This window comes from Nocardia sp. NPDC059154, from assembly GCF_042755705.1.
GTDB lineage: Bacteria > Actinomycetota > Actinomycetes > Mycobacteriales > Mycobacteriaceae > Nocardia.
On sequence record NZ_JBHZCS010000152.1, the window covers coordinates 1 to 6,764 of the forward strand.

Genomic DNA, 6,764 nt, shown 5'->3' on the forward strand with positions numbered 1-6,764 from the left:
GCGACGTTGGCGACGACGGTCCGCTTCTTGCGGGCGGTGAACTGTTCCCACCGGTGATGTAACCGCTGGTTGCCGGCGTGGCCGCGGGCGCGTGCTGCGGGTGAGGCCTGGGCCCATCGCGCCGACATCACGCGGCCGGGGGTGCGGTAGTCCTTGCGGTGATGCCATGCCGCCTCGACCAGCAGCTTGCGGGCGTGCCCGTTGCCGGTCTTGGTGATCGCCCCCTGGGATCGGGTCGTGCCCGAAGAGTATTCGCTGGGAACCATGCCGAGGTAGGCGCCGATCGTGTTGCCGGTGAACCGGGTCCAGTCGCCGATCTCGGTTGCCAGCGCGAACCCGGTCAGCGCCGAGATCCCCCGCAGGCATCCCAGCCGGGTCACCATCGGTGTCCACTCGCTGCTGGCGGCCATCGCTGTGATCGCAGTGTCGAGCCGATCTCGTCGGCAGCGGGTCAGCACCATCGTTTCGTAGGCGGCATCGTAGGTCGCCTGCAACGCCGGGCGATCGAATCTCTGCTGCCGCAACCAGATTTCGTGAGCGCTGGTCCACGAAGTCCCGCCGTAGTACACGATTCCTTGTCGCAAAAGCAGTTTCGACACCCGATGCCGCGCACGCATCAGATCACCGCGGGCATCCTCACGGGCGCGCACCAAATCCCTGGCCGCTTCCTGTTCCGGTGTCGGCACTGCGACCGCCACCACTTCGCCCAGGCGCAGCAACCGGGCCAGGTGCATCGCGTCACGGGCATCGGTCTTGACCCGATCCCCGGCCGGACGCTGCAACTTCGACGGCGCCGCGACCACGCACGATATACCGGCAGCGGTCAGCGCCCGATACAACCCGAACCCGGTCGGGCCGGCCTCATAAACCACCCTCACCGGCGGTGCCAGTGTGGCCAGCCACGCCAGGATCTCCGCGTGATCCGGGCACAACCGCCGCCGCACCACCCGGCCCGACTCGTTCTCGATCCCGCACGCCACCACCGACATCGCGTGCACATCCAACCCGACACTCGTACCCTGAATACTCACCGGGGGCCTCCTGAAACTGCATGTGGCTCTACCTGAAGTGAGTGTCACTCCGGCAACCCACGAGACTCTGCAGAACGAGGCCTCCGGCCTCGTCTACCTCAGCGGACCCTCATACCGTCTAGTAGCGCCTGGCGATCGGCACTGGTCGCTTCCGCCGCGTAGAACGTCAGTCAGGGGTCATCAAGTCCGGATCATTGAGGTCGTCTGACGGACCCTCTTGCCAGCGATGGTAGTGATCCGGTGTGAATTCTGTGGACTCATGAAGTCTCCTCCGGGTAGCAGAGTGTCATCGCAATAGCGGACGTAGCGCAGCCGCCGATAACCGGGATCACGCGGATCCCCGCTGGGCATGCTGCGCACCTGTTGGCGTAGCGCCCGCGCTTCCGTGTGGTCGCCGCGCCGGTGCGCCCGATCCCTGGCGGCACGCACCCTGAAATAGGCGGTGTCCGGCTTGCGGATTCGCCCTCGGGTGTATTCCGGGATGAGAACCTTCTCGACGAACGTGTCCAACCGATGCAGGTATGTCGCGGATGTAGGGCAACGGGACGCCGGCTTACACCCGAGGGCGAACGCCGTCACCAGGCCTTACGGTCCACCACTGCGCATAACCCAGCGCTGTTCATAAGGCGGCGTGGTTTCGCCCGTGCTCACCGTCTCGACGAATGTGTCCAACCGATGCAGGTAAAAGGTTCATCGGACCCAAGGCCGAGGCCGAGGAGATCAAGCAGCGCCTGACGAGGTTCCTGCGTGAAGAACTCAAACTGGAGCTGTCCCAGGACAAAACGCTGATCACGCACGCCTGCACCGAGGCGGCGAAATTCCTCGGCTACGAGATCACCGTGCTACACAACGACGGCAAGCTCACCCACGGCAAACGCAGCGTCAACGGCGTTGCGCGCCTGCGGGTTCCGTCATCGGTGATCAAGGCCAAGCAAGCCCCCTACCTGGCGCGCGGCAAACCCGAGCGCAGGCCCAATCTGCTCAACGAAGACGACCACACCATCGTCAACGTTTACGGAGCCGAATGGCGGGGCATCGTCCAGTACTACCTGCTGGCCGGGAACGTGTCTCGCCTCTACCGGCTGTTGTGGGTAATGGAGACCTCCCTGCTGAAAACCCTGGCCAACAAGCACCGCTCCACGGTGTCGAAGATGGCCCGCGCCTACGCGACCACCATCACCACACCATATGGGCCACGCAAGTGCTTCGAGGCCAAAGTCGAACGCAGCGGCAGGAAACCACTGGTCGCACGGTTCGGTGGCATTCCACTGCGGCGGCAACTGGACGCGGCCATCACCGACCGCGTCCTGGTCCCCGGCATCGTCCGCCGCACGGAGCTGGTCAACCGGCTCCAGGCGGGCCGGTGCGAGATCTGCCGCAGCACCGAGGACATCTCGGTGCACCACATCCGCAGGCTCGCCGATCTGGATCGGCCGGGGCAAACACAACCGGATTGGGTGGAATTGATGGTCAAGCGGCGGCGCAAGACCCTGGTGGTCTGCCGCTCCTGCCACGACGGCATCCACGCCGGGAAGTCGAAATCGCAGCTCACGTCGTAGTCATCGGAGAGCCCGTCGCGGTGAAAGCCGCACACCGGGTTCGGGCTGGGGGTTACTTTGCCCGGAGTTCACGGGAACTGAGGGTTTTTCGGCGGGAACCCAAGGATGCTCAATGGATCTGGGGCGGATCGATCCTTGGGTTCGTGCTCAACTCGGTGGATCGTGTTCCTCGGCTGAGGTCTGGAGGATCTGTCGTGCGGCCGCGCAGTATCGGATCGCGGTGGATTCGTCGAGTCCGAACACGACGGCCAGGTGCAGCGGGTCGGGGCCGTGGGTGAGCGCTTCGTCGAGTTGCCGGTCGACGCGCAGGGCTTCCAGGGTGGCAGCACGGCGGCGGAACGGCGCGGTGAGTGCGTTGTCGCTGATGGCTCGGGTGGTCGAGGCGGTCTGTTTGTTGATGATCAGGTGCGGGTTGGCAGTGTTGGGCCAGCGTTTCCGCCGGTAGTCCAGCCAGTCGATCAGGAGCCGGTGAGTGAGCTCGTCGAGCGGGCGGGTCACCGCCCCGATGGTCAGCCGCCTGTTGCCGAGGTCGATATCGTCCAGGCGCAAGGTGCGGATGGCTTCGGGGCGTGCGGCGTGGACCGCGGCCAGGGCGAGTGCGATCCGGGCTGCGGGTGTTGTCGCGGCCCGGGTTACGTCGTCGATTTGGTTGCCGCGCAAGGGAATAATGATCGGTTCGTCACGGTTTCCGATGCGGACTCGCGCTGCCGGGTCGGTGAAGATGGTGCCGTTTTTCTTGCAGTGCCGCGTCAGCGAGCGTAACGCGCCGAGTGTTCGGCGCCGCAAGTGCCCGCGCACAGCGCGGGCGACCGCGGTGACGTCGCCGGTGGTGACCTCGCGCAGGTGGTCGTATCGGGTGGACCATTCGACCAGCACGGGGTGGGCGGCGCGCACGTACTTGCGGACGGTGTTGATGTTGCGGGGCTGGCTGCAGGGCCCGCCGTGCTGCAACACCAGCGCCCAGTTGCGGACGTCAACAGCTATGCCCGGGGCCAGGTCGGCGAGTTTGTCTTCGAGCCAGGTGTCGAAGGCCGGGATACGGTCATCGACCAGCAAGTTCATCTCGGCGAGCACCTCGGCGGCCCGGCTGATGCTGATCCCGTAGTGGTGCAGCACCCCGATCAGCTCCGAGTAGCGGAACTGCTCGCCATCGCCATGTCCGGACAACAAGATGACCAGCGCCCGGTCCAGCTCGGCGGCCAGCGTGGTGTTCCAGCCGCGGCTCTCGCCCAGCGCTCGCGCGATCCGGCGCGCGCGAATCAAAGCGGGGCTGGTGGGTTCGGCGTGCTGAGCCCGGTCGAAAATCCGGCCGGCCCCTGGCAGATGCAGCTGTAATTGCCCGCCCACGACAGGATTCCGCTCCGGCGACGGCTGCATGACAGCGGTGACCCGCTCGCGGGCACGCCACCGCGTCCCTGAGCGCGGGCCGCGCATCTTGGTCATCCCCGCGAACCACAACTGGTGGCAGGTGACCCGAGCGAGATCAGCCTCGGTCACGACCGGAGGATCGGCGGCCAGCGAGGCGGCCTGCAGCCAGCACAGGCGGCAATGACTGTTCTTCAGCGGCACGACCCGAGTACACCCAGCACAGGCAGCGCTGGGATGGCGCCGCCGGAAGTCGTAGCAGGCGCGGCAATAACCGCCAGACAACACACCCCAGGCCAGGCATTCGGGGCAGCTGGCCGCCGGGTTGTCCGGTGCCGGCCGGGCAGCCCGTGTCTGCTCGAGCCACTCCGGTCTCCGCCTGGTCATTTGGGTGGAAGTGACCGGCTGTCACGGCGTTTGGGCGTCACCACCGCTCCGCTGGTGCCGGTCGAGGCCTTCGGCTCGGCGTCGGTGACCGGCCGGTTGACCTTGTCGGGCTCGGGAATGAGGATCTCCTCGACGCCGCAGCCCAGCACGGCGCAAATGATGTCCAGGTCCTCGAGCTTGATACTGGCCGGGCTGCCCGACCACAACCCGGACATCTTCCCGGCACTGATCACCAGGCCGTGATCAGCGAGCTGGCGCTGCAACTCGCTGGCCTTCCAGATGCCGCGGTTGGCGGCGGCCAACCTCAAGTTCCACCTCATATCCCCAGTCCCTTCAAACGCTGGGCGGCGCGGTCCTGCCCGGCAAGCCACGCGTCCTCGACATGCGTGCGATGAACATGGATGTAATTCATCGTCGTAGCAACCCAGGAGTGACCGAGCGTTTCCTGGATTGCGATCAAATCCATTCCACCCGAATACAATTCGCTTGCACAGAAATGACGAAGAACATGCGGAGTCAGACTCTCCGGCCATTCCGGCAGATGCCGCACCGCGGCCTCGGCCAGCCCGGCCCGCAACGTCTCGCTGCTCACCCGGGCCGCGGTTCCATCGGCGCTACGACGCTCCGAGCAGAACAGCGGCGCACCCAACCGCGCGGGATCGTCGCCGAGCTGACACCACACGTCCTCGACGAACCAGCGCAGGGTCCGGCCCGCGCCGTTGATCAGCGGCACCATACGCTCACGCGGCCCGGAACCCCGAGCGCCTTTGCCATGGCGGACATGAAGTTTGCCGAACCGGCCCAGATCCCACTTGATATCGGCCAGATCCAGCTGACGCGCCTCGTTGACCCGCAACCCCACCTCGCACATCAACCTTGCTGCGGCGTAGTTGCGGGCAACAGGCCCGAACTTACGGCAGGTCGCCAGCTCCCCGCGCCACCCAGCGAACAACCGCGCGATCTGCTCGGCGGCCGGCGGGATGCGCAACTTGGCATTGAGCCGCCCCCCGGGCCGGTTGATCTCGTCGATCGGGCACTCGACGATCCGGCCCGTCAGATTGTGGATCTCGATCTTGTGCCGCAGCTCCAGAAACTCGAAATACGTCCTGATCGCTTGGGCCCGAGCAAGTCTCGTGGGAATCGGCACCGGGCGCAGCACCGTCCCGAAATACACGTCCGCGTCCGCGGACAGCATGTCCCACAACGGTTTCCCGAACCAGGTCCGCACCTGCTCCAAGTGGCTGACATCCGAGCGAATCGTGTTGTCCGACAAGCCAGCCGCGCAACGAGCCAGGACAAACCCCGCGAACACGTCGGTCTCGAACCGCTCGATCTCCTCCGGGCCCGCCGCCGCACGCATCTCGCGCAGATCCCGCACGACCGACAACCCCACCGCGCCTCCTGACCTTCAGCTTCACCGCTGGAGCATCATCCAACGCGATAGCAGCTCGGAATATCTGAAGTTCAGTCAGAACGGCCAAAAACCACCAGAACACGGAAAACCCTCAGGTCCAGTGGGGAACAGGAGTCGAAGACTCCAACGAACTCCGGGGTTATTTTTTAACATGGCGTGGTCACGTCGACCGGTCCATTTCCGCTGGTCACAGGCTGTCAGCAGGGCGTCGGCCTCGGTGTCGGTGAGGTAGGTCAGCAGTCGGTGGTCGCTGCGTTTGGGCGGGATGGCCAGCACGCGTGCGATGGTGTCGGCGTGTTCGGGATGGCCCGGGGCGAGGTAGCCGAACAAGGAGTGGATCGCAGCGAGCCGGTTGTTTCGGGTGGCGGTCTGGTTGCGGCGCTCGTGTTCGAGGTGGTGCAGGAATTCGGCGATCAGCGGCGCGTCGAGGTCGGTGATGTCGAGTTGGCTGGGCTTTTTGCCGGTGCGTTGGACGGCGAAGCCGAGCAGCAGCCGGATGGCTTGTTTGTAGGTGTCGATGGTGTTGGGGCCGGCGGAGCGCTGGTCGGCGAGCCGTTGGGTGAACCATGCCTGCAAAGCAGGGGCCAGCGCGGTCATCGCGTTGCCCCCGAAGTCGCGTCCAGCCGGTCCGCCGCCAGCTGCATCAGCTGCGGTGACGCCTCGAGATACCAATAGGTGTCGGCCGGAGCGATGTGCCCGAGGTAGGTCGACAAGACAGCGATGCGCTCGTCGACCGAGACCCCGGACTGCTGCCACTCGAGCAGGGTCCGCATAGCGAAACTGTGCCTCAGATCATGTATCCTTGGATGAATATCGTTGGTGCGCAATCCAATTGATGTGATTATCCTCCGGTATGGTTTGCCGACGCTGCTTCGGTCGAGGGCGGTGCCCGCGGTGGAGATGAAGAAGGTGTCGGTGCGCGGGTGCAGCGGCACGAGGCGGTCGCGGTCGAGTTTGGCGTGGTGGATCGTGATGATGCCGGTGTCGAGGTCGACATCCGCGCGGCGC

Annotated in this window: 6 protein-coding genes and 1 pseudogene; 1 reads left to right on the forward strand and 6 read right to left on the reverse strand. The window is 65.5% G+C overall.

From position 1 onward, the window contains the following. Nucleotides 1-989, reverse strand: a 989-nt coding sequence (locus ACFXN1_RS50860) for an IS110 family transposase (RefSeq protein WP_379464133.1), incomplete at its 3' end; no start/stop codon positions are given. Nucleotides 990-1,693: 704 nt separating this feature from the next. Here ACFXN1_RS50860 and ACFXN1_RS50865 point away from each other — a divergent pair. Then, complete coding sequence (locus ACFXN1_RS50865; RefSeq protein ID WP_379445831.1) at nucleotides 1,694-2,590, forward strand: group II intron reverse transcriptase/maturase; 897 nt, start codon at nucleotides 1,694-1,696, stop codon at nucleotides 2,588-2,590. 147 nt (nucleotides 2,591-2,737) lie between these two features. Here the strand turns inward: ACFXN1_RS50865 and ACFXN1_RS50870 are convergent, their stop codons facing one another. The 5 genes and pseudogenes from ACFXN1_RS50870 to ACFXN1_RS50890 all read right to left on the reverse strand — a co-directional run. Further along, complete coding sequence (locus ACFXN1_RS50870) at nucleotides 2,738-4,159, reverse strand: hypothetical protein (RefSeq protein ID WP_379445829.1); 1,422 nt, start codon at nucleotides 4,157-4,159, stop codon at nucleotides 2,738-2,740. 179 nt (nucleotides 4,160-4,338) lie between these two features. Continuing rightward, nucleotides 4,339-4,662, reverse strand: coding sequence for a helix-turn-helix domain-containing protein (locus tag ACFXN1_RS50875; RefSeq protein WP_379445828.1), 324 nt, complete (start codon nucleotides 4,660-4,662; stop codon nucleotides 4,339-4,341). After that, complete coding sequence (locus tag ACFXN1_RS50880) at nucleotides 4,659-5,735, reverse strand: tyrosine-type recombinase/integrase (protein ID WP_379464131.1); 1,077 nt, start codon at nucleotides 5,733-5,735, stop codon at nucleotides 4,659-4,661. Before ACFXN1_RS50880 ends, ACFXN1_RS50875 begins: the two co-directional genes overlap by 4 nt. Before the next feature lie 75 nt (nucleotides 5,736-5,810). Then, nucleotides 5,811-6,353, reverse strand: a complete 543-nt coding sequence (locus ACFXN1_RS50885) for a tyrosine-type recombinase/integrase (protein WP_379446752.1) — start codon at nucleotides 6,351-6,353, stop codon at nucleotides 5,811-5,813. Further along, nucleotides 6,350-6,764, reverse strand: a pseudogene (locus ACFXN1_RS50890) (integrase); the annotation flags it as partial. The pseudogene ACFXN1_RS50890 and the gene ACFXN1_RS50885, both read right to left, overlap by 4 nt.

Excerpts from the sequence above, each read along its gene's own strand:
- ACFXN1_RS50875 (WP_379445828.1), bottom strand. The coding sequence starts at position 4,662 with ATGAGGTGGAACTTGAGGTTGGCCGCCGCCAACCGCGGCATCTGGAAG.
- ACFXN1_RS50865 (WP_379445831.1), top strand. The coding sequence starts at position 1,694 with ATGTGTCCAACCGATGCAGGTAAAAGGTTCATCGGACCCAAGGCCGAG.
- ACFXN1_RS50885 (WP_379446752.1), bottom strand. The coding sequence starts at position 6,353 with ATGACCGCGCTGGCCCCTGCTTTGCAGGCATGGTTCACCCAACGGCTC.